Origin of the sequence: Pollutimonas thiosulfatoxidans (assembly GCF_004022565.1) — a bacterium.
Lineage (GTDB): Bacteria > Pseudomonadota > Gammaproteobacteria > Burkholderiales > Burkholderiaceae_B > Pusillimonas_D > Pusillimonas_D thiosulfatoxidans.
This window is the reverse complement of record NZ_CP022987.1, coordinates 432,510-454,888: the sequence shown is the minus strand read 5'-3', so window position 1 is coordinate 454,888 and position 22,379 is coordinate 432,510. Positions and strand designations below refer to the sequence as shown.

The 22,379-nt window shown below is 61.1% G+C and carries 16 protein-coding genes; 7 read left to right on the top strand and 9 right to left on the bottom strand.

All coding sequences use genetic code 11. The annotated features are described in order from the left end of the window. Positions 1-66: 66 nt before the first annotated feature. Genes ligA through smc form a run of 3 tightly spaced genes read right to left on the bottom strand, consistent with a single transcriptional unit; the run spans position 67 to position 6,699 of the window. Complete coding sequence (ligA, locus tag CKA81_RS02165; protein WP_164878321.1) at positions 67-2,112, bottom strand: NAD-dependent DNA ligase LigA; 2,046 nt, start codon at positions 2,110-2,112, stop codon at positions 67-69. Further along, complete coding sequence (locus CKA81_RS02160; RefSeq protein ID WP_128353828.1) at positions 2,109-3,131, bottom strand: cell division protein ZipA C-terminal FtsZ-binding domain-containing protein; 1,023 nt, start codon at positions 3,129-3,131, stop codon at positions 2,109-2,111. Before CKA81_RS02160 ends, ligA begins: the two co-directional genes overlap by 4 nt. 43 nt (positions 3,132-3,174) lie before the next feature. Beyond that, a complete protein-coding gene (smc, locus tag CKA81_RS02155) occupies positions 3,175-6,699 on the bottom strand; it encodes a chromosome segregation protein SMC (protein WP_164878320.1) in 3,525 nt (1,174 codons plus the stop codon). Between the two features lie 201 nt (positions 6,700-6,900). On the opposite strand from smc, the gene lplT reads away from it, so the two are divergent. After that, complete coding sequence (lplT, locus tag CKA81_RS02150; RefSeq protein WP_128353826.1) at positions 6,901-8,214, top strand: lysophospholipid transporter LplT; 1,314 nt, start codon at positions 6,901-6,903, stop codon at positions 8,212-8,214. On the opposite strand, the gene CKA81_RS02145 is transcribed toward lplT, so the two are convergent. After that, positions 8,211-9,038: a uracil-DNA glycosylase gene (locus CKA81_RS02145; protein ID WP_128353825.1), complete on the bottom strand. Its 828-nt coding sequence runs from the start codon at positions 9,036-9,038 to the stop codon at positions 8,211-8,213. The two genes, lplT and CKA81_RS02145, sit on opposite strands and share 4 nt — an antisense overlap. Continuing rightward, the gene (gene tsaB, locus CKA81_RS02140) at positions 9,035-10,279 is read right to left on the bottom strand and encodes a tRNA (adenosine(37)-N6)-threonylcarbamoyltransferase complex dimerization subunit type 1 TsaB (protein ID WP_128353824.1); all 1,245 of its coding nucleotides are present in this window, start codon (positions 10,277-10,279) and stop codon (positions 9,035-9,037) included. Before tsaB ends, CKA81_RS02145 begins: the two co-directional genes overlap by 4 nt. A 218-nt stretch (positions 10,280-10,497) precedes the next feature. Here tsaB and ompR point away from each other — a divergent pair, with 218 nt between their 5' ends. The 4 genes from ompR to CKA81_RS02120 all read left to right on the top strand — a co-directional run bounded on the left by ompR (position 10,498) and on the right by CKA81_RS02120 (position 13,800). Continuing rightward, on the top strand, positions 10,498-11,232 hold the full coding sequence (gene ompR / locus CKA81_RS02135; protein ID WP_073106027.1) for an osmolarity response regulator transcription factor OmpR: 735 nt from the start codon (positions 10,498-10,500) through the stop codon (positions 11,230-11,232). Between the two features lie 28 nt (positions 11,233-11,260). Beyond that, positions 11,261-12,655 (top strand): sensor histidine kinase, encoded by a 1,395-nt coding sequence (locus CKA81_RS02130; RefSeq protein WP_164878319.1) that lies wholly within the window; start codon positions 11,261-11,263, stop codon positions 12,653-12,655. Between the two features lie 68 nt (positions 12,656-12,723). Next, positions 12,724-13,272: a peroxiredoxin gene (locus tag CKA81_RS02125; protein ID WP_128353823.1), complete on the top strand. Its 549-nt coding sequence runs from the start codon at positions 12,724-12,726 to the stop codon at positions 13,270-13,272. A gap of 9 nt (positions 13,273-13,281) precedes the next feature. Next, positions 13,282-13,800, top strand: a complete 519-nt coding sequence (locus CKA81_RS02120; protein WP_128353822.1) for a carboxymuconolactone decarboxylase family protein — start codon at positions 13,282-13,284, stop codon at positions 13,798-13,800. Here the strand turns inward: CKA81_RS02120 and ispF are convergent. Further along, positions 13,771-14,268 carry a 2-C-methyl-D-erythritol 2,4-cyclodiphosphate synthase gene (gene ispF / locus CKA81_RS02115; RefSeq protein ID WP_128353821.1) on the bottom strand — a complete coding sequence of 166 codons (498 nt, stop codon included), beginning with the start codon at positions 14,266-14,268 and terminating at the stop codon, positions 13,771-13,773. The genes CKA81_RS02120 and ispF overlap by 30 nt on opposite strands. A 44-nt stretch (positions 14,269-14,312) precedes the next feature. Beyond that, a complete protein-coding gene (gene ispD, locus CKA81_RS02110) occupies positions 14,313-15,005 on the bottom strand; it encodes a 2-C-methyl-D-erythritol 4-phosphate cytidylyltransferase (RefSeq protein ID WP_128353820.1) in 693 nt (230 codons plus the stop codon). Positions 15,006-15,034: 29 nt separating this feature from the next. On the opposite strand from ispD, the gene mfd reads away from it, so the two are divergent. Next, the gene (gene mfd / locus CKA81_RS02105) at positions 15,035-18,493 is read left to right on the top strand and encodes a transcription-repair coupling factor (RefSeq protein ID WP_128353819.1); all 3,459 of its coding nucleotides are present in this window, start codon (positions 15,035-15,037) and stop codon (positions 18,491-18,493) included. A gap of 13 nt (positions 18,494-18,506) precedes the next feature. Here the strand turns inward: mfd and serB are convergent, their stop codons facing one another. Next, entirely contained in the window at positions 18,507-19,358 is an 852-nt protein-coding gene (gene serB, locus CKA81_RS02100) for a phosphoserine phosphatase SerB (protein WP_128353818.1), read from the bottom strand. A 106-nt stretch (positions 19,359-19,464) separates the two neighbouring features. Between serB and CKA81_RS02095 the strand changes: the two genes are divergently transcribed. Beyond that, positions 19,465-21,921, top strand: coding sequence for a DUF3772 domain-containing protein (locus CKA81_RS02095; RefSeq protein WP_128353817.1), 2,457 nt, complete (start codon positions 19,465-19,467; stop codon positions 21,919-21,921). Here CKA81_RS02095 and CKA81_RS17585 read toward each other — a convergent pair. Further along, the gene (locus tag CKA81_RS17585) at positions 21,815-22,378 is read right to left on the bottom strand and encodes a DUF2818 family protein (protein WP_228255765.1); all 564 of its coding nucleotides are present in this window, start codon (positions 22,376-22,378) and stop codon (positions 21,815-21,817) included. The two genes, CKA81_RS02095 and CKA81_RS17585, sit on opposite strands and share 107 nt — an antisense overlap. Position 22,379 lies beyond the last annotated feature (1 nt).

Below are 22,379 nucleotides of genomic sequence, written 5' to 3'. Positions count from 1 at the left end.
GTCCCGCAAACCGGCCACAGCGCCCGCCACGCGTGTTAAAGACAGCGCATCAACGCGATAAACCGCTCACGCGACGCCGAGCAACGCCTTCAACCCCTCCTCATCCACCACCGCCACCCCCAACTCCTTAGCCTTTGTCAGCTTGCTGCCCGCCTCTTCCCCGGCGACAACGTAGGCTGTCTTCCTGGACACAGAACCACTTACCTTGCCGCCCGCGGCCAAAATATGGCGAGTCGCCTCGTCGCGTGTCCAGTTAGGCATCGAGCCGGTCAGCACAAAGGTCTTGCCGGCCAGCAGTTGTGATGCCCCGCTACGGGCGACTTCTGCCCGGGCATGCACACCGGCCGCGGCCAATGCAGCCACCACCTCACGGTTATGCGGCTCGGCAAAAAAGTGCTGGATGGATGCGGCCACGACAGGCCCGACCTCGTTTACCGTCAGCAAGGCCTCTTCGTCGGCATTCATCACGGCTTCCACCGAGCCAAAATGGCGTGCCAGGTCGCGCGCCGTGGTCTCGCCCACGTGACGAATGCCCAGCGCATATAACAAGCGACCCAATTCAGGTTGGCGGGCACGATCCAGTGCCGCCACGAGATTCGTCGCGGACTTCTCGCCCATGCGCTCATAGGCGGCCAGTTCTTCCGCGGTCAGGGTAAACAGATCGGCCAGCGACTTCACCCGGCCGCTTTCGACCAGCTGGTCCACCAGCTTTTCGCCCAGACCTTCGATATCCAGCGCCTTGCGGCCTGCGGCATGGCTAATGCTTTGCTTGCGCTGTGCGGCGCAGAACAAGCCGCCAGTGCAGCGCGATATCGCCTCGTCCTCCAGGCGCTCTACTGCCGAACCACATACCGGACAATGTGTCGGCATCTGGAACAAAGCCGCATCGGCAGGCCGCAACTCCAGGACCGGCCCCACCACCTCGGGAATCACATCGCCCGCACGGCGCACCACCACGGTGTCGCCAATGCGCACATCTTTCCGGCGGATCTCATCCTCATTATGCAAAGTGGCATTGGTAACGGTGACCCCTCCGACAAAGACGGGTTTCAAGCGGGCAACCGGCGTAATGGCGCCGGTGCGACCCACCTGGACTTCTATGTCCAGCAAGGTCGTGGTTTCTTCTTGTGCGGGAAATTTATGGGCCGTGGCGAAGCGCGGCGCTCGGGCAACGTAACCCAGGACATCCTGCGCCGCCAGCGAATTCACCTTGTAGACGACACCATCGATGTCGAAAGGCAAGTCCACACGCGCTATTCCGGTCCGCTCGTAAAAAGCCAGCAAGCCGTCAACCCCTTTGACCACTTCTCGAAACGTATTGACCGGCAGGCTCAACTCGCCCAGCCAATCCAGCATGGCCGCATGATGGCTGCGCGGCATGTCGGTGATCTCTCCCCAACCATAGGCAAAGAAACGCAAGGGTCGCCTGGCGGTGATGCGGGGGTCCAGTTGACGCAAGCTGCCCGCGGCGGCGTTACGTGGATTGACGAAGATCTTCTCGCCGCGCTGTTGTTGTGCTTCATTCAAGCGCTCAAAGTCACGCCGGTTCATCAAGACCTCGCCGCGCACCTCCAGCACCTGGGGATAGTCGCCCGACAAACGCAGGGGTACCGAGCGCAAGGTGCGGATATTGGCGGTGATGTCTTCGCCGGTCTGCCCATCGCCGCGCGTCGCCGCTTGCACGTAGCGACCATTTTCATACCGGATACTTACGGCCAGGCCGTCAAACTTCAGCTCGGCAACATACTCGACCTGGCCATCGGCATCGGCCAGTCCCGCGCCCGCCAAGGTATCGGCAACCCGCTTGTCAAAGGCCCGGACTTCTTCGGGATCAAAGGCGTTCGCCAAGGATCGCATCGGCACAGCATGGCGCACGCTGTTGAAAGCGGCAAGCGGCTGGGCACCGACGCGCTGCGTAGGCGAGTCCGGCGTAATAAAGTCCGGGTTGGCAGCCTCGATCGCCTGCAGCTCGGTCATCAAGCGGTCGTACTCCGCGTCCGAAATAAGCGGCGCATCAAGCACGTAGTAGCGGTGATTATGTCGGGCAATCTCGGCCCGCAGTTCGTCCAGCCTCTGGGCGGCCGACTTACCGCCTTCTTCCTCAGAGCTCACGAAAACACCCGGGTGGTGCGCTCGTCGCCCGCTTCGAAGCCTGCGTCGCCCAGACGGGTATATAGGTCGAGCAGTTGTTCGTCGATGGCGTGGTCGGCGGCATCGGGCAGTGGCCTGCCTTGATCGTCAAGCAGTTCGGCCGACAGGCGCCCGGCAAGGTCGCGTCCCACACTGGCCATGCGGCTGAATGCCTGTTCGTCGGCAGGGCTATTGGGCAAATCCAGCAATAGATCGATGCGGTCAACGCCCGCCGATTGTGCGCCCAGCGCATGCACGCCGTCGTACAGGGCGGTAAAGCGCGGCATCCCGGCATCCGACATCCAGGCAAGTTGTTCGCCATAAGGCAGGAAGCCGGCCTCTTTCAGCACGCGCGTGACTTCCCCAACGGGCATCGTGCCGGGCAGGCGCAATGCCAGCCCCACCTGGGCGTCCAGTCCGGCACAGACGCTGTCCAGCCCCTGCGCGCGTCGCAAGACCTCGTCCTGCTCAGGGGCCTCGATGGCGCCGTCGAAGCGCTCTGCCAGGCTTTGGGCCACCGTCCATAGCTGCGACCATTCAATATCGGTCAAGGGGCCGCTGCGATTGGCCAGCAACACAGCCAGTTGCATGGACACATAGGTTTCGTCGGGCCGCAATTTGGCGCGATGACCACCGCCCTCGCGCTCGGCAAAGATACGCACCGGTTTATTGCCGACCCGTCGCAGGCCATGTATGGCCTCATGCAGGCTGGCCGTGGTCACAGGCTGCGCAAAGCTGATGTCGATGACCACTTCCGTGGTTGGGTCGACCTCTTCCTCGTCGTCGGCTTGCGGCTCGGAGACGGGCGGGCGCAGGCCGAAGCCGGGCTCGCGCCGGCCGGACGGGGAAGCTTGCCCACCCATCAGGGGATCATGTTCGCGCTCGGGAAAATGCTCTTGCATCTTCTGGCGTACGCGCCTGTCTTGCCACCAATTAAATACGACGACAACAAGAATCAGCACCACGCCCAGAAGAATCAAACCGATTTGCAAGTCACTCATTGTCAGCCTCGCCGTATCACCAAACGTTTACCCATACCCACCTTCAGACTTCGGCCAATTGCAGGGCGGAATCAATGTCGACCGCGACGATCCGCGAAACACCCTGTTCCTGCATGGTAACGCCAACAAGTTGCTTGGCCATCTGCATGGCAATTTTATTGTGCGAAATGAAAAGAAACTGCGTTTGCTCGCTCATGCTGCTGACCAGATTTGCATATCTTTCCGTGTTGGCGTCATCCAATGGCGCGTCGACCTCGTCGAGCAAGCAGAATGGCGCGGGGTTAAGTTTGAACAACGCAAATACCAGCGCGGTGGCGGTCAGCGCCTTCTCGCCGCCGGATAACAAGTGGATAGTGCTGTTGCGCTTGCCGGGCGGTTGCGCCATGACTTGTACGCCCGCATCCAGGATCTCGTCGCCGGTGACAACAAGCTTGGCCTCCCCGCCCCCAAAAAGCTGGGGGAACAACTCGCCAAAATGATGGTTGACCGTATTGAAGGTAGCTTGCAGCAACTCGCGCGTCTCGCGATCGATCTTGCGTATGGCATCTTCCAGGGTTTCGATGGCGGTCGTCAGGTCCAGATGCTGGGCATCAAGGAAACCCTTGCGCTCGCGGGCGGCGTTCAATTCGTCCAGCGCCGCCAGGTTGACCGGACCCAGGCTATCGATCAAGCGCGAAATGCGCTGTACTTCCGACTGCAGCCAGTTGCTGCGCCGCCACTCGTCTGGCTGCTGGGCCAGAAGCTCGCGCAGTTGGTCGCGATTGACCTCATTCGTGTCTAATTGCTCGGCAAACTGCTCCACCGCCAGTCGCGCTGCCTGTTCTTGCAACTGCAACTGGGTAATGCGAGCGCGGCGGGGCTCGAGTGTAAGTTCCAGGCTGGCACGCTCTTCGTCCGCACTGCGCAAGGTAGCGGCCAGATTATCAAGCTCGATGCGCGCCCTGCCCAATGCTTCCTCGCGCTCTGCACGCAGCTCCAGGGCATCTTGCAAACCTGCCTGCGTAGCCGAGGCATCCAGTTCAAACAGTTCGCCCTGCAGGCTCTCAAGCTCGGACGTGGCGCGCTGCGCCTGGTCAGCGGCAAGTTGCAGATTCCGCTTCAGATCGGCGATCCGGGTCTGCAGAGCCCGCTCCGCGTATTCAGACTCGGACACTGCGCGCTCGAGGTCCCTGAGGTGTTGCCGTGCTTTCTCGGCTTGCAACTGCAGGTCTTCGCCTGACATCTCGGCATCGGCGTATAGCGTTTGGTGTTCGCCCAGTTGCACATCCAGGACCTCGAACCTTGCCTCAGCTTCTTCCTTGCTGGCAGCCAGCTCTTCCCGCTGGATCCGGATTTCAGTGAGGTCTTCCTGTATGCGCGCGGCGCGCTCGCCCGATTGCTCGGCCTGTTGCTTCAGTCGTGAGTACTCCAATTGCACATCGTGCAGTCTGCGCGTCAGTTCGGCAACCCGCTGGCGCGCTGGAGCTACAGACTGCGACACCTGTTGCCAGGCGCTCTCGGCCTGCGCAACGGCGCTCAGCGCCTGATCCGCAATCAGTTGGCTGGCCTTCAAGTCACGCTGCAGGTTCTCGATCTCTTGCTGGCGGGCCAGCATGCCTGCTTGCTCGGAATCAGGCGCATAAAAACGCACGCTATGGCGGTCAACCAGATGGCCTTCGCGAACGACGTAGACACCGCCAGAAGGTAAGTCGCCGCGCTGCTCCAGCGCCTTGGCAACATCAGTGCAAACATAAGCCCCTTGCAACCAGTCGTTCAGCAAGGTGCGCAGATCCGCATCGCTGATGCGCAACAGGCTGCTCAGGGGAATCATGCCGGCAACCGCCACAGGCGCGACGGCGGCGACCGGCACCTGGTAAAACGCCAGGCGCGCGGGCGGCGCGTCGGCGGCGAAAGCTCGGGCATGCTCCAGTTGCCTAAGCTCGACGCCAGTCATGCGTTCACGCAGCACGGACTCCAGTGCGGTTTCCCATCCCGGCTCGATGTGCAGCTTCTGCCACAGACGGGCCAAGCTGTTCAGTTCATGGTGCGCCAGCCAGGGTTCCAGGGCGCCCTTTTTTTGCACGTCTTCCTGCAGCTTGGCCAGTGCGGACAGGCGGGCCTCCAGACGGCCCGCAGCTTGCAACTCTTGCTGGGCGGCGGCATGGGCCGCACGTCGCTCTTCGTCCCGCTGAGGCAGGCGGTCTTCCAGCTCCATGAGCTGGGCTTGCGCTTCCTCGAGCTGTGCTTGCATCGCCGTACTGTCGCCCGCCAACCTTTCCAGATTGGCCGGGTCCGGCGCGTTCAAGGCGCGCAGTTCGAGCTCCAGTCGTTCCTGGCGCAATTCCAGCGCCTGCAATTGCCGGTCGGCATCGCGCTGCGTCTGTGCGACCAGCGCCAACTCTTGTTCCACCCGAGCCAATACACCGCGCATATCGTTGCGCGCCGCTGCGGCGTTGCGCACCCGGGTTTCGATATCGGGCAGTGCCGACTCGGCTTGCTCGGCCTGATTGCGTGCTTCTTCCGTGCGCGCTTGCGCCGTTTCCAGGTCAAGCTCGGCCTGAGCTATCTGCTCGGTGCAATGCGTTTGCTGATCCGCCCATTCCTGCAACTGGCCTTCCAGCTGGGTACGCCGCGCCTGCACGCGATTGCGCGAGTCGACCACGTGCCGGATCTCTGCCTCCAGGCGACTGACCTGAGCGCCGGCTTCGAACAACAGCCCTTGCGCCGCATGGACAGCGTCGCTGGCAGCGTAATGCGCCTGGCGGCGGGACTCCAGCGCGGATTCTCCGGCCCGCAGTCCGGCCACGGCCGCTTCCAATTCGGTCTGCGCTTGCTCGATCGCCAGAAACTTGGCTTGCTGATCTTCGCGCGCCTGGCTCTCTTTCAGTAGCCAGAGCGCATGCTGCTTGCGCTCGCCATCTTCCTGCAAGCCGCGATACTGCTGTGCCACCTGCGCCTGCGCTTCCAGCTTCTCGAGCTGATTGTTCAGCTCGCGCAGTATGTCTTCGACACGCGTCAGATTTTCGCGAGTGTCGCTCAGGCGATTCTCGGTCTCGCGCCGTCGCTCTTTGTAGCGGGACACGCCAGCGGCCTCTTCCAGGAATACGCGCAGTTCTTCGGGCCTTGCCTCGATAAGGCGATTGATCATGCCCTGACCGATGATCGCGTAGCCCCGTGATCCCAGGCCGGTGCCCAGGAAAATGTCATGTATGTCGCGACGCCGGACCTGTTGATTATTGACCAGATAGCTGCTGGTGCCATCGCGGGTAAGCACCCGGCGCACCGCAATCTCGGCATATGTGCTCCACTGTCCGGCTGCCCTGCCTTCGGAGTTGTCAAACACCAGTTCCACCGAGGCCCGGGCCGCCGGCTTGCGGTTGCTGGAGCCATTGAAGATGACGTCCTGCATGGATTCACCACGCAACTCGGAAGCCTTCGATTCCCCCAACACCCAGCGTACCGCATCGATAATGTTGGACTTGCCGCAACCATTGGGACCGACCACCCCCACCAATTGACTAGGCGTGGGAATGACTGTCGGTTCGACAAAGGATTTGAAGCCGGCGAGTTTTATCTGGGTCAGACGCACAATAAGCGGGCAATATAAAAATGACGACAGAAAACGGTTTCGAAGGAGGGGCTTAACCGGCTCGTATGATAACGCACCCATAGGAGCCAACCTAGGCTTGCGGCAAACTACGCTATTATTTTCCGTTGTGCCGCTATACTCGTTTACATTTTTTTGCTGTTGTCCGTACGGCTGCAAACAACCTCAAAGCAGAGATCCGCATTGAAAAAAGGCTTTTATCTGGTCATGCTGGCCCAGGCGCTTTCGTCCCTGGCGGACAATGCGCTCCTGATAGCCGCCATCGCCTTGATCGCCGATCTGCACGGCCCGGACTGGATGGCCCCCATGATGAAATGGTGGTTCGCGCTGGCCTATGTGGTGCTCGCCGCCTTTGTTGGCGCTTTCGCCGACTCGCTGCCCAAGGGGCGCGTCATGTTCATCACAAATGCCATCAAGATATGCGGCTGTCTGTTGATGTTCAGTTACCAGGCCTATGGGTTCGGAAATCAACACCAGTTGCTGTTGATATTTGGCGCCTACACGCTGGTCGGGATAGGGGCCGCCGCCTATTCGCCGGCCAAATACGGCATCGTCACCGAGATGCTGCCGCCGCACCTGCTGGTCAAGGGCAACAGCTGGATAGAAGGCCTGACGGTGCTGTCCATCATCGTGGGCACGGTGGTCGGCGGCATATTGGTCAGCCCCACGGTGTCCAGCGCCTTGTTGACAGACTCCTGGATCAGCGACCATGTGCACACGCGAGCCGAAGCGGCCATCCTTATTATTGTCTTCATCTATCTGCTGGCCGCGCTGACGAATTTGCTGATCCCGCAAACCCATGTGGTCTACCCCCGGCAGCAAACCAATCCCATCAAATTGATAGGTGCTTTCAACAGCTATGTGCGGGTGCTGTGGCATGACAAGCTGGGTCAGATTTCCCTGGCAGTCACCACCCTGTTCTGGGGCGCGGGGGCAACCTTGCAATTCATTGTGATCGAATGGGGCGCGCGACATTTAGGCTATCGCCTGGATCAGGCGTCGGTGCTGATGGGCATCGCCGCCCTCGGTACGGTTGGGGGCTCCATCCTGGCCGGCCGTGTGCCGCTCAAGCGCGCCCTGGCTGTCCTGCCGGTGGGCGTGGTGATGGGCTTTGCGGTGATGCTGATGCCGCTGGTCCACGACCGGTGGGCCGTCTACAGCGTGTTGCTGTTGATTGGCGCGCTATCGGGCTTCTTCGTGGTTCCCATGAACGCTCTGCTGCAGCACCGCGGCCATGTGCTGCTGTCAGCTGGGCACTCGATTGCGGTGCAAAACTTCAATGAGCAACTGAATATCTTGCTGATGCTGGCCATCTACAGCCTGATGCTGTGGCTGAACTTGCCGATCAACGCCATTATCGTCATTTTCGGGTTACTGGTTGCCGCGCTCATGCTCGTGTTCATCCACTGGAACCGACTGAATCACAAGGCCAACCCGGGCCTGGAAAACACCATCGGGCAACATGGCCACGGCCAGGCGCTGCAACAGCATCGTTAAGCGGCAGTAAGCGAACGGGCCAGCAGAAGATCACGCCAGGCGTCGGCCTTGTGTTGGGGCCGCATCAGCAGCGCGGCGGGATGATAGGTCGCAATCATCGGGGTGCTGGAGCCGTCATCGCCGGTCAAATGGTGCACACGGCCTCGCAAAGCTTCAAGTTCTTCGTCGACTCCCAACAGCGCTTGCGCCGCCAGACGCCCCAACGCAATGACCCGCAGCGGCTTGATCACTGCTATCTGCCGCAGCAGATACGGCCGGCAGGCGGCGATCTCTTCCGCACGTGGCGGTCGGTTGCCCAGCGGCCGACACTTGACGATGTTGGTGTAGTAGATGGCGGCTGGCTCTTGTACCGGCACACCGATAGATGCCAGCATCGCATGCAAAAGCACCCCTGCCTTACCCTGGAACGGCAAGCCGGCCTTGTCGTCCTGGTCTCCTGGCGCCTCTCCGATCAGCATCCAGTCGGGCATCTCGGTTGCACCGTGGCCGAATACCGCCTGGCTTCTACCGGTATGCAAGTCGCAAGCGACACAGGCCGCTACGTGCGACAGCAAATCGTCCCAACCGTCAGGCAACGAGGCAGCGGGAGCGGCCTTCGGCGTGACGGCTGTTGGGGCGGCCGGCATCGCTGGCCGCGCACGTTGAAAGGACGAGGGCTCCGGCCGGGAAGCACGTGCGGCGGCAGGGGCAGGTGCAGCGGCTTGCGTCGCGGGCGGGGTGGGCTTGACGGCGTCGCTCTGCGCCCACGCGGCGAGCGCGCGCCGATCCAGACCGAGTTCTTGCAGCCAGGCTTGCTGCAGGACACTTAGCACGGGAGCCTTCATGGAGTTTCCTTGGCGACTGGCTGCAGTGTCTTATGCATCACGCAGGCGTCTTCACGTTTACCGTGCGCGGCCGGATAGTAATCTTTACGCACTGTCAGCAGTTCAAAACCCTGATGGCGATAAAACCGCAGCGCGTTCTCGTTGGAGGGGCGCACCTCGAGCACCATAGACGTCAAACCATGAGACATGGCAACCTGCTCGCATTGTCGCAGCAACAAGGCGCCTATGCCCTGCTTCTGGCTGTCGGGCGCCACGGCAATGACCAACACGTGTGCGACATCCGGCGCAAACATGGCCATGCAAAAGGCAACGGTACGCCCGGCTTGGCGCACCACCCAGGATCCATAGCCAGCTTCCAGGCCATCGGCAAAGTTGCCGCGCGTCCATGGAAAAGCCTGCACGCTTTGTTCGATGGCTGCGACCTCGTCAAGGTGCTCTTCCGACATAGGTATCAGCGCAAGCTCGAACTCGCCGGCCCGTGGGTTACCACCGGCTCCTTGGGCACGCTCGCGTACCGTATAAGCCACTTTATCGCGCACATACAAGGGGGCAGCATGGTCGGGCAAAATGGCCTTGCCTTGCTGCCAGGCCGTCAGTGCCAGGCGAGCGACGGTTTCGGCGTCGGGCCGCAAGCTCGGGCCCTGGATAACACCAAGGTCTGACAAGGACGCTGCGATTTCAGGATAAGCGGTGGCCGCGTCACCCGCCAAAAAGACCTGAGGCGCCGTAGCACCTGCTGCGGCGTAATCCGCAAGCCAGGCGCCCACGCTATCCACGCCCAGCAAAATCGGCGCTTGCACCTCGTGCAATGCACCCTCCGGGTTGCCTGAGTCGGCCATATAGGCGGCCAGGTAGACCTCTCGCATTCGCGCATCCTGCACCACCAGATGCAAGACTCCCGGGGTGCACTGTGATCGCGCCCGTGTCGCAACCGCCAGCAATGAACTGATGGGCAACACCGGGATATCGAGCGCAAAAGCCATCCCCTGTGCTACGCCGCAGGCGACACGCAGCCCGGTAAAGCCGCCAGGCCCTTGCCCGAACGCGACGGCATCAAGCTCGTCCCGGGCAGTACCCGCATCCCGCAGCAACTGGTCCACCATGGGTAGCAAACGTTCCGCATGCTCCGCAGTGGCATCATGCTGGAGCACGCGCACGTCTATTTGCTGGCCGCTGGCGCGCAATAAGGCCACGCCGCAGACGTTGGTAGATGTTTCCAGGGCGAGAAGTTGGGTAGTCATAGGCGAGCATTTTAAACGCTGCCGCCTAACTGGGCCGAGCATCGGTCTTTTACCCGGGCACCGGCATCCGGCCTACTGCTTAAAAAGTTCCATGCCGCGCTTGTAACCGTTAAAATAAATGCTTCTGCGTTGTAACTGCAATTTGTACCGAAAGCTTAAAATGTAATTTGTTGCTACGGACCCTGTACGGGCTAACTCTCCCCTGTTACATTTTCCTCATGAACACACAAAATCAATCCCTATCCCGCAAAATCCTCGTCGTCGACGACGATCCCCGTTTGCGTGATTTACTGCGCCGATACCTCTCGGAACAGGGCTTCAACGTCTTCGTCGCCGAAGACGCCAAGGAAATGGGCAAGCTATGGCAACGCGAGCACTTCGACTTGCTGGTGCTCGACCTGATGCTGCCAGGCGAAGACGGCCTGTCGATCTGCCGGCGCTTGCGCGGCGGGCACGACAACACACCCATCATTATCCTGACAGCCAAGGCCGAAGAAATCGACCGCATTGTTGGGCTGGAAATGGGCGCCGACGACTATCTGTCCAAACCCTTCAACCCGCGCGAGCTTCTCGCACGCGTCAACGCCATTCTGCGCCGCCGAGGCACTGAAGAGCACCCAGGCGCTCCCAGCCAGGAAAACGAATCCATTGAATTCGGCCCTTATGTGCTGAATCTTTCCACTCGCACGCTTACGCGCAACAACGAGCAAGTGCCGATCACCACCGGCGAATTTTCCGTGCTGAAGGTTTTTGCCCGCCACCCCAAGATCCCGCTATCTCGCGACAAACTCATGGAGCTTGCCCGCGGCCGAGAATACGAAGCCTTCGACCGTAGCCTGGACGTACAGATTTCGCGTCTGCGCAAATTGGTCGAGCCCAATCCGTCCAAACCGGTATTCATCCAGACCGTCTGGGGCCTGGGCTACGTGTTCGTGCCCGACGGTGGCCACTAGCCTACCCATGATGACCTAGCCGGCCATCATGGCACCTCCGCAGAAACAATGGGCCATGGGCACATCACGGTTCCGCCTGGGGCTGTTCAGCCGCTCATTCTTGCTGCTGGCGGGCCTGATGCTGGTCAGCCTGGGCGCGTGGCTACAGGTATTTTTCAGTATGGAAGAAGGCCCGCGTGCCGCACAGATGGCGCAGCGGGTCACCACGGCGGTCAGTATTACGCGCTCGGCGCTGGTCTATGCGCCGACCAGCGTGCGCCCCGCCCTGCTGCTTGACCTGGCCACCAAGGAAAGTTTGCGGGTGCAACCCCGGGAAGAATCCGACGTGCTCGATCCCCTGCCCAACTCCAACTACTGGAACCACGTGGCGACCGAGATCAAGGAGCGTCTGGGTCCGGACACCCAGGTCATGTGGATGGTGAACCAGACACCAGGCATCTGGGTCAGTTTCGAGATCAACACTGACCAGTACTGGTTGGTATTCGACCGCGAGCAATTGGGTCTGACGGCGGGCGTGGAGTGGTTTGGATGGGGCGCAACCGCCTTGTTGCTGGCCCTGCTGGGCGCCGCAGTCAGCGCACGCTTTGTCAACCGGCCGCTGGCGCAACTGGCCAAGGTCGCCCAGCAATTGGCACGAGGCGAAATGCCCTCGCCGCTGCCCGAGAAAGGCCCCGCCGAGATTCGCGACATGAACATCGCCTTCAACCGCATGGCGCGCGACATCCGCCAAACCGAGGCAGATCGAGAGATCATGCTGGCCGGCATCTCACATGACCTGCGCACGCCCTTGGCCCGCATGCGGCTCGAGATCGAGATGAGCCAGGTCACCGAGGAAGCACGACAAGCCATCGATGAAGACCTGGGTCAGATCGACCACAGTATCGGCCAACTGATGGAATATGCCCGGCCGGCAGGCGCAGTGCCCGAGCAAGGCATAGACGTGTCAGCAGCCCTTCGAGAGTTGTACGAGCGCGAGCGCTCGCATACCGAGGCGCAGGATGGCGAGCTGACAGCTGATATCGAGCCCAATCTGTACGCCAAGATCAGCGCTCACGACTTGAAGCGCGTAGTCGGCAATCTGATCGAGAACGCAAGGCGCTATGGTCGTACGCCAGGCGACGGACGTGCCCGCATCAGACTGAGTGCCAGGCAGCAAGGCAATATCCTGGCCATCGAAGTACGCGACCAAGGCACAGGAATTGCCCCTACGGATGTACAGCGCTTGCTGCGCCCCTTCTCGCGAGGCGAATCCGCCCGCACCGGTGTCAGCGGCGCCGGCCTGGGTCTGGCCATTGTGGAGCGATTGCTCGGCCATGTCGGCGGCCAGCTCGAATTGATATCCGAGCCACCCGGCGGCCTGATTGCCCGTATAGAAATCCCCAAGGTTAGAATCAGGAACCATCAATTGGACACGCAAGTTTAAAGCGTGGAATTTCATGTCTGGACGTCAAGTCCACCAGCTTGTATAGAACGACTTCAGGAGCTTAGTTCATGAAAACCGTAGGCGATAAACTCGAAGCCTTTAAAGTGGCCGGCGTCAAACCTGGCTTCAATCACCACGAAGAAAATGGCGTTTCTGCTTTCGAAGACATTACCGAAAGCTCGTTTCCAGGCAAATGGAAAATTATTTATTTTTATCCCAAAGACTTCACCTTCGTCTGCCCGACCGAGATCGTCGGCTTCAATAACCTGGTGCAGGACTTCGAAGACCGCGACGCGATCCTGATGGCCGGCTCGGTGGACAACGAGTTCGTCAAACTGGCATGGCGACGCGAAAACCCAGAGTTGAACAAGCTGGCCCATTATCAGTTTGGCGACACCACGGGCGCCTTGGTCGACCAACTGGGCATACGGGAAAAATCCGAGGGCGTGGCACTACGCGCGACTTTTATCGTTGACCCGGACAATGTCATCCAACATGTGTCGGTCAACAACTTGAACGTAGGGCGCAACCCCGAAGAGATCCTGCGTGTACTGGACGGCTTGCAGACCGATGAGCTTTGCCCTTGCAACCGCTCTGTCGGTGGCGACACGCTGTAAGGCTCGGGCATGGAGTTTCTATCGGCCATCAAGGCCTTGATACCCGATTGGGCCAAAGACATCCGCCTTAACCTGGACGGCACCATCGCGCGTTCGTCCTTGAAGGCGGAAGACGCGGTGGGGGTCGCGCTGGCGGCCGCCTACGCGGCGCGCAGCCCCACGCTGATCCAGGCCTTTCGTTCGGGCTTGTCGGAAACCGATGCCGCCGGTGTACTGACGGCGGCATCGCTCATGGGCATGAACAACACGTACTACCCGTATCTGGACATGGCGGGCGATGCACAGTTGAAGACCCTGCCGGCGCAATTGCGCATGAATGCCTATGCCACTCATGGCGGCATCGAAGCAAACCGGTTCGAACTCTTTGCCCTGGCGGCCTCTATCGTCGGCAAATGCCCACACTGCGTGCATTCGCACTACGACAACCTGAAAAAGGCAGGCTACACATCAGAACAATTGCGCGACACCGGACGCATTGCGTCGGTGGTCAATGCCGCTTCACAGGTGCTGGTCGCCGAGGGCAAGTAGCGCCACCACCGTGGCCGCTATGCCTTCCTTGCGGCCCACATAGCCCAATCCCTCGCTGGTCTTGGCCTTGATGTTGATGCGATCGGGCGCCATGCCCAGGTCAGCAGCGATATTGGTCACCATGGCTGGCGCGTGGGGACCTATCTTGGGCGCCTGGGCATGCACGGTGGCGTCAATGTTCACGACCACCCAGCCCGCATCGGCGACCTTCTGCATGGCAGCACGTAACAACACGCGGCTGTCTGCACCTTTATAGGCCGGGTCGGTATCGGGAAAATGCCTGCCGATATCGCCCAGCCCGGCGGCACCCAACAGCGCGTCCGTGACAGCGTGCAGCAGCACATCGGCATCGGAATGGCCGAGCAGCCCATGAGTATGGGGCAGCGTGACCCCGCCGATGATCAAGGGCCGGCCTTCCACCAGCGCGTGTACATCAAAGCCCTGTCCGATTCGAAAGGGAAAATTCATCTTTGCTCCACGATTCATGTAATGGGCGCGCTGCGCCTGCCCGGCTATAACCACCTGTCCATCAGATCGAAATCTTCGGGCCAGGTTACCTTGAAATTTCTCGCTGAGCCGGCGACCAGATGCGGCGCATGGCCGGCCAGCTCCATGGCCGATGCCTCGTCGGTGATGTCGGCGGCTATTCCGGCGGCCGCCTCCAGCGCCTGCAGGAGTGCGCCGGCCGGAAACATCTGCGGCGTCTGGGCAAGCCAGAGCTGGCTGCGCGATACCGAGCACGCCACGGTATCATCGCCGGCCGAGCGCTTGACCGTGTCGGCCACCGGCTGTGCCAGCAAGCCACCGGCGGATTTCTCCAGGCACAGGTCGATCAGGCGCGCCAATGCAGAAGCCGGCAAACCGGGACGCGCGGCATCGTGCACCAGCACCCAGTCGTCGGCGTCCAGCCCGGCGTCGCGCAGCGCGGCCGCAACCGTATCGGCTCGCGTGGGGCCACCACAGGGCCGCCAGAAGGTTCGCGGCAGGCCGGCAAGGGCCTGGGCGGCCCAAGGGTCGTCGGGCGCCACGGCGACGCGCACCTCGTCGATGCGGCTGTCGGCCAGCAAGGCCTGAACGGCCCAGCGCAGCATGGGCTGACCCTTCAGCAAGCGGTATTGCTTGGGCAGGATCGCGCTGCTCGGGTCGTCCTGGGCGCGGGCGCCGACGCCGGCTGCCGGGACAATTGCAATCAGTTTCTTGTGCATAAGAAAGCCATTTTATAATGACGCCCTACATGGCCACAGAAACAACCCTCCCTTCGTCCCTTCCCTCCACTGAAAATGTGCTAAATGCGCTGAAGCCGGGGCAGCGGCATGCACAACCCAGGCCGCCCGGCTCGGGCGATGCATGGTGGCTGGCCGACTTGGCGCGCACATCGGGCCGACCCTTGGTCGCGCTGTGTGCGGACCCCCTTACCGCGCAGCGCCTGGCAGAAGAGGTATTGCTGTTCGCGCCAGATTTACGCGTCAGGCAACTGCCTGATTGGGAGACTCTGCCCTATGACAGCTTCTCGCCGCACCAGGACCTCATTTCGGAACGCCTGCGCAGCTTGCACGCCTTGATGCAGGAAGGCGTTGACATCCTCACCGTGCCGGTAACGACCGCCCTGTACCGCCTGGCACCGCCGGCCTTCCTGGCGGCTTATACCTTCTCGTTCAAGCAGGGTGACGCGCTGGACGAGGAAGGCCTGCGCAGGCAGCTCACGCTCGCCAACTACACGCACGTCACCCAGGTGACGGCCCCCGGGGAGTTCTGCATACGTGGTGGCTTGATAGACCTTTTCCCCATGGGCTCGGTACTGCCCTATCGCCTGGACCTGTTCGACAACGAGATCGAGTCCATACGCAGTTTCGACATCGACACCCAGCGCAGCCTCTATCCGGTCAAGGAAGTACAGCTACTGCCAGGCCGCGAGTTCCCCATGGACGAGGAGGCGCGCACGCAATTCAGGGCGCGCTTCCGTGAGATCTTCGAGGGGGATCCTTCGCGCGCCCTGCCCTACAAGGACATAGGCAACGGCATTGCCTTTGCGGGGGTGGAGTATTACCTGCCGCTGTTCTTCGAGCAGACCGCCACCTTGTTCGACTATCTGCCCAAGCAGTCCGCCATGGTCACCCTGGGCGACGTCAGTCAGGCCATACAGGGATTTGCGCAAGATACTCACAGCCGCTATCAGTTCCTGAAAAGCGATCGCGAACGGCCGGTCTTGCCGCCTTCCCAACTGTTTCTGGATGAGCAAGCATTATTCGCGGGGCTAAAGGGTTTCGCAAGGCTGTCGCTGACCGAGGGCGAGGTTCACCCGGACTTCGAGCCCGCGCCCAATGTGGCCGTCGCGCGACGCGCCGACGACCCGCTGGCCAACCTGCGGGCGCTGCTGATGCGTCCTGAAGGCAGAATCGCCCTATGCGCGGACTCGGCCGGCCGGCGCGAAACCCTGGTGCAGATGCTGGCGGAGTTCCAGATCGCACCAGACAGCGGTTGTGAAACCTTGCAAGACTTCTTGCTGTCCGACAGTCGATTTGCGCTGGTCGTGGCACCCCTGTCCAACGGCTTTGCCGTCGTATCCCAAGACCTCACACTGTTAACAGAAAACGACCTGTACCCTAGCCAGGCTCGGACAGTACGTCGCGGACGGCGTGGCCAGGAAGCCATCAGCGACGTGGCCGCCATGGTGCGGGATTTGTCCGAGCTGCGGGCAGGCGATCCCGTCGTCCACGCGCAGCACGGCATAGGCCGGTACTGCGGATTGGTCGAGATGGACCTGGGCGAAGGGCTGATGGAATTCCTGCACCTGGAGTACGCCAACGCCAGTACCTTATACGTACCCGTATCCCAGTTGCACGTGATTGCCCGCTACAGCGGCGCCGATCCCGAAAGCGCCCCGCTGCACCAGCTCGGTTCCGGCCAATGGGACAAGGCGCGCCGCAAGGCGGCGCGGCAGGTACGCGACGCTGCGGCCGAACTGCTTGCCCTTTACGCACAGCGGGCCGCCCGTGAGGGCCACCGATTCAAACTGCCGGTCAATGATTACCAGGCGTTCGCCGAAGGCTTTGGCTTCGAAGAAACGCCCGACCAGGCGGCCGCCATTGAAGCCGTCATCGACGATATGACCTCCGGACGGCCGATGGACCGCCTCGTGTGCGGCGACGTAGGTTTCGGGAAGACCGAAGTCGCCTTGCGCGCCGCCTTCCTGGCAGTGATGAATGGCAAGCAGGTTGCCCTGCTTTGCCCCACCACGCTGCTGGCCGAGCAGCATGCGCAGACGTTTTCAGATCGCTTCGCGGACTGGCCAGTGCGCATCGTAGAGCTATCACGCTTCCGTTCCGGCAAGGAAGTGACTGCCGCGGTCGAAGGCCTGAACCAGGGCACCGTGGACATTGTCATTGGCACCCACAAGATCCTGTCCAAGGACGTGAAATTCAAACGCCTGGGTCTGGTCATCATCGACGAAGAACATCGTTTCGGCGTACGTCAGAAAGAGGCCCTGAAAGCGCTGCGTGCCGAGGTGGACGTGTTGACCCTGACGGCCACGCCCATACCCCGTACGCTGGGCATGTCGCTGGAAGGCATCCGGGACTTCTCGGTGATCGCCACTGCGCCTCAAAAACGGCTGGCCATCAAGACCTTTGTGCGGCGTGAAGATGGCAGCACCATCCGCGAGGCATTGCTGCGCGAGCTCAAGCGTGGCGGCCAAGTGTACTTCCTGCATAACGAAGTGGACACCATACAGAATCGGCGTGCGCGACTGGAAGAACTGGTTCCCGAGGCGCGCATTGCGGTAGCGCATGGCCAAATGCCCGAACGCCAATTGGAAGAAGTCATGAAGGGCTTCTACCAGCAGCGCTATAACGTGCTGTTGTGCACCACCATCATTGAGACCGGCATCGACGTGCCGACGGCCAACACTATTGTGATCCACCGGGCCGATAGGCTGGGACTGGCGCAGTTGCATCAATTGCGCGGCCGTGTGGGTCGCTCGCATCACCAGGCCTATGCCTATCTGCTGACCCCGGGCGAGGATGCCATGACGTCCAACGCCAAGAAGCGCCTGGAAGCCATCCAGGCCATGGAGGAGTTGGGCGCCGGGTTCTTCCTGGCCATGCACGACCTGGAGATACGCGGCACTGGCGAGGTTCTGGGAGAATCGCAGTCCGGGAATATCCACGAGATCGGTTTCTCGATGTATTCGGAGATGCTCAACGAGGCGGTGCGCGCGCTGAAGTCAGGTGAAGAGCCCGATCTGGATTCACCTTTCTCGGCCTTGTGCGAAGTCAATCTGCACGCGTCCGCGCTGCTGCCCTCAGATTATTGTCCGGACGTTCATGCCCGCCTGGGCCTGTACAAGAAACTGTCTCATGCCAAAAATGAAGACGACCTGATCATGATCCAGGAAGAGCTGATAGACCGCTACGGAAAGCTGCCGGAAGCCGCTCAGACTTTACTGGCCACGCACCGCCTGCGCCTGAGCGCCGAGCCGCTGGGGATAGTAAAGATCGACGCCAACGAGTCGCAGGCGTCCATCCATTTCTCTGCCAAGCCCAATGTAGAGCCCATGAGAATCATCGAGCTTATCCAGAAACGGCGCGACGTGCGCTTGTTCGGGCAAGACAAGCTGAAAGTGGAGATCAAGCAAGGTCAGCAAGTAGCCGCCCGTATCGACGCCGTAAAGGACGTGCTGCGCGCTCTGGTCTAGTCGTCCGACCAGCTTAATGACTAAGCCGGAACCAGTTCAAAATGGCGTCCAATGGGCTGACGTTAAGCGCAAAGCGCGCCTGCTGCTGCACGACAGGCTTGGCCCGATAGGCAACCGAGAAATGCGCCAGGGCCATCATCTTGAGGTCATTGGCACCGTCGCCTACCGCGATGATCTGTTCGGGCGCTGCGCCCAGTTCGGTGGCCAGTTCCTTCAAGCGTGCGGCCTTCCCGTCGGCGTCCAGAATGTCGCCCAGCACCCTGCCTGTCAATTTGCCATCGACCACCTCCAGGTCGTTGGCGTGGCAGGCGTCCAACCCCAGGCGCTCTTTGAGCTTACCCGTAAAGAAGGTAAAGCCGCCCGAGACCAGCAAGGTCTTGACGCCATGCAGCTTGGCCGTGGAGATCAACTTCTGGGCGCCTGGGTTCAATTGCAGCCTGGTCCCATAAACATCGTCCAGCGCCGAGGCGGGTACGCCCTCAAGCAAGGCCACGCGCCGGGTCAGGCTTTCCGCAAAGTCGGTGATCTCTCCGCGCATGGCGGCTTCAGTGATGGCGGCCACTTCAGCCTTGCGGCCCGCCATGTCGGCGATCTCGTCGATGCACTCGATATTAATGAGGGTTGAATCCATGTCCATGGCCAGTATGCGGCAATCGCGCAGTCGCGTAATGTGGTCCAGAAAGGCATAGTCCATACCGAGAGCTTCACAGCAGGCGCTCACCTCCGCGCGGGTGCCGTCATCCACCTCCAAAAGCCGAACAGCGGTCGGACCCAACTCCTGAACGCCGTCGGCGCAGGCTATCGCCGCCAACTTCTCGATATTGGATGAAACAAGATTGGGGGCTTGAACAATAAGATGAGTCATGAAGTAAACGCAGTGACCAATGTTGAGAACCAGCCGCAATTCTACCTAATCGCATCGCCGGCGTTTATGATGTTCGTTTGGCTTCCTGTCCGTACTCACGGTTTTCATGCCGACCCACTCCTCCCATTTTTTTTCCACACTATCGATCGCGGTACGGTGCCTGTTACTGACGCTACTGCTTGCCCTGGCCAGCGTGACAACCACCGCGTATGCGCAGGACAAGGCGCTGGCGGACGTAGACAAATCGCTGGATGCCGCCCGCGCCCAGATCGATGATGTCCAGAAGGATCTCAAGGCTGCTCCCGACAAACCGCTGATTGATGCCGACCTTGTGGCCTTGCGCGAGACGGCTTTGGAGGCGCAGGAAGAAGCGCAGGCCATCGCCAAAGCGCTGGAGCCGCAGTTGGTCAGCGTCCAAGAGCGCGTGGCACAGTTGGGACAACCCGTGGAGGGTGCCAAGGAGGCACCGGACATTGCGCTGCAACGTGCGGAACTGAACAAAGCCAGCACAAAACTGGACGCCCAGATCAAGCTTGCCCGGCTGATCTCCCTGGAGGCGGGCCAGGCCAGCGATCAGATACTGAAATTGCGGCGCTCGCTGTTCCAGGCGGAATTGGGTGTGCGCACCACTTCCATACTGGACGATCACTTCTGGAGCGATCTGCGTTCGCAGTTGCCTGAAGATTTGCGTAGCGCCAGACCTCTGCACGAAGAGCTTTCCAGGGCGGCCGCCGCAGCCGGCAGCGCAGCGTGGACCGGCGCTCTGCTGGCCATCCTGGCCGTCCTCGTCTTGCGGGTAGTGGCCGGCCGGCTGCTGCTCCAACTGACCACGACGCGGGTGGCCCCGGGCAGGCTGCGACGCTCGCTGTACGCCTGCGCCCAACTGGTATTGGCTACCTTGGCGCCCGGCCTGATAGCGGAAGTGCTGCGGCAAACGCTGGGCTGGAAGGTGGAATTGTCCGCGAATATGGTGGAACTTCTGTCGCAGAGCGTAGGCGCTGTGTATTTTGGCGGATTCGTGGCCGGGCTGGGCAGGGCCCTGCTGTCGTGGAACCGGCCTACTTGGCGACTGCTACCGCTAACGGACAGCGTTGCCAGAGGGCTAAGATGGTTTCCCACAGTGCTGGCCATCATTCTGGTCACAGGCTGGGTTACGCAGCGACTGGCCGCCATACTTAACGCCAGTTTATTTGCCACTGTCGCGCAGAATTGTGCGGTGGCGCTGGCCTTGAGCCTCACACTGGCACTGGCAACTTACCGCGTGCAAGGCCTGCGACGCGAGGCCTTGGCGGACACCTCGGGGGAAGCCGCCCCAGCGGGTGTCACTTATGGCTTCTTCCGAATCTCGATCTGGATCGCCATTTTTGCCAGTGTCGCTTGTTTGCTGATCGGCTATATCGCCCTGGGCAGCTTCATCATCAAACAAGCCGCATGGGTGGGCATTGTGATTGCGGTGGCCTACCTGCTGAACGGACTGATAGACGACGCATGCCACGTCATCCTCGCCGCCATACGCCGCAGCGCCGATGATGACAACTACACGCGGACGATGACGCGGGTGCGGGGCCAGGCGACAGTCGTGCTGTCCGGGCTGGCCAGGGCAGTCATCATGTTGCTGGCCATAGTGTTGCTTGCCGCGCCTTTCGGTGATGGTCCAGCGGCCTGGGTGCAGCGCCTGGATGCGCTGTATCAGGGTATCGCCATCGGCGAACTCAATATACGCCCGACCGCAGTAGGCTTGGCCACCGTCGTGCTGCTGCTCGGTCTGGGTCTGGTCAAAGTCATCAAGACCTGGCTGGCCCGTCAGTTCCTGCCCGTTACCAGCCTCGATCCGGGTATGCGGCTGTCTGCCGCCACCCTGTTCGGCTACGCCGGTTACGTCCTGGTTATCGCCCTGTCATTGTCGGCAGTCGGCATCGGGCTGGAACGGGTCGCCTGGATCGCCAGCGCCCTGTCGGTCGGCATAGGCTTTGGTTTGCAAGCAGTCGTACAGAACTTCGTCTCGGGTTTGATCTTGCTGGCGGAAAGACCCGTGCGCGTTGGCGACTGGGTCTCGCTGGGCACCGTCGAAGGCGACATACGCCGCATCAATGTCCGGGCAACCGAGATCCAAATGGGAGACCGATCCACGGTCATCGTGCCCAACTCCGAATTCATCACCAAGATAGTACGCAATGTCACGCACGCCGGACCGCTGGGTCGGGTGCAGATCAGGTTGACGCTGCCCGTGACCGTGCTGCCAGAGCAGATACATGACCTGATGCTGACTGCCTTCGAGGCAAATGAAGAGGTGCTCAAAGAACCCGCCGCCGACGTCATGCTGGATGGCGTGGACCCGAACGGCCTGATCTTTGTCGCGACGGGCTATGTGAGTTCGCCCCGTGCCGCCTACCGCGTACGCAGCGCCCTGCTGTTCGTGATACTGAAAGCTCTGCGCGAGCGGAATGTGCCGCTGGTCAGCCCCGCGCTGATGGTGATGCAGCCGCCCGAGGCTTCCGGTGGCGCATCAAGTACCGATACACGAAGCCCGGATAGCCCAACACCACGAACAGGCTTAGCGTAACGGCGTAGAACTCCCAGGTGTGGCTGAACGTGTTGCCCACATTGGCTTCCAGGGCAAAACCCAGGGTGCCCACCAGACCGTAAAAGGCCAGTAGCTCCAGCAGTCGATCCAGGAATGTTTTACTGATGACGCGGCCACGGTTGCGCCAGCCCGGATAGGCCAGCAGCAAGGCTGCTGCGCCCATGACAAACAGCACTTTGCCCAGAAACAACGCCACCGACGCCGGATCAGACGCTACGAAGAACCCCTGGCCAATCAACACCCATGCCAAATAACCGGCGCCGGCAAGCAGAGCGAAGAACAGAGCCGACATGGGCCATTGCAACCAGAAAGGCTGGGGCGCTTCTCCGGCCTGGGTCCACGGCAATACCAGGAAGGGCCGTTGAACCACGAAGGGCAAATTGGCCGTCACCAACGACAGGCCAATTACCACCCACACTGCAAAAGTCTGATTCATC